The 562-nt window shown below is 37.7% G+C and carries 1 protein-coding gene; it reads left to right on the forward strand.

Annotation, left to right across the window (positions count from 1 at the left end):
• Positions 1-154 precede the first annotated feature (154 nt).
• Positions 155-562 (forward strand): recombinase family protein (locus tag SM447_RS29715; RefSeq protein ID WP_474576177.1); only part of this gene is annotated, 408 nt, incomplete at its 3' end.

Here is a 562-nt window from a genome sequence, read left to right on the forward strand (position 1 = left end):
TGTCGTAAATACCCTCGTTCATTCTGATCAACTCCTTGAACAAATTATACAAGAACAAATGTTCGAAAATCAACCGGAAAAGTATAGGAGGTTCGTAATCATTATGCTATAATCACACTAAAATGTACCAAATGCAAATTAATGGGGTGGTTTAGTGTTCTTCAAAGAGACAGAAACACAGGAGATCATCAAATATGAAGATTACCCTTATGCAGTTTACGCACGGGTTTCCTCAGAAAAAGATGAACAGGTGACATCAATAGCCAACCAAATTGATATTTGTCATCATTGGATTGAGAAAAATAATTACGAATGGAAAGATGAAGCAATCCAATTAGATGATGGGATAAGCGGAACAGTGTTGCTTGATCGAAAAGCAATGCAACTCATTTTAGATAAGGCGCAAAAAAGAAAGCTGAAGATGGTTGTTTTTAAATCAATCAGCCGGCTTGCGCGTGATCTTAAAGATGCCCTTGAAATTCGAGAGGTTTTATTGGCTCACGGTGTAAGAGTTGTGACGCTTGAAGAGGGCTACGATAGCCTATATGAAGGCAAAAACTCA

Source organism: Micromonospora aridisoli (assembly GCF_056150025.1).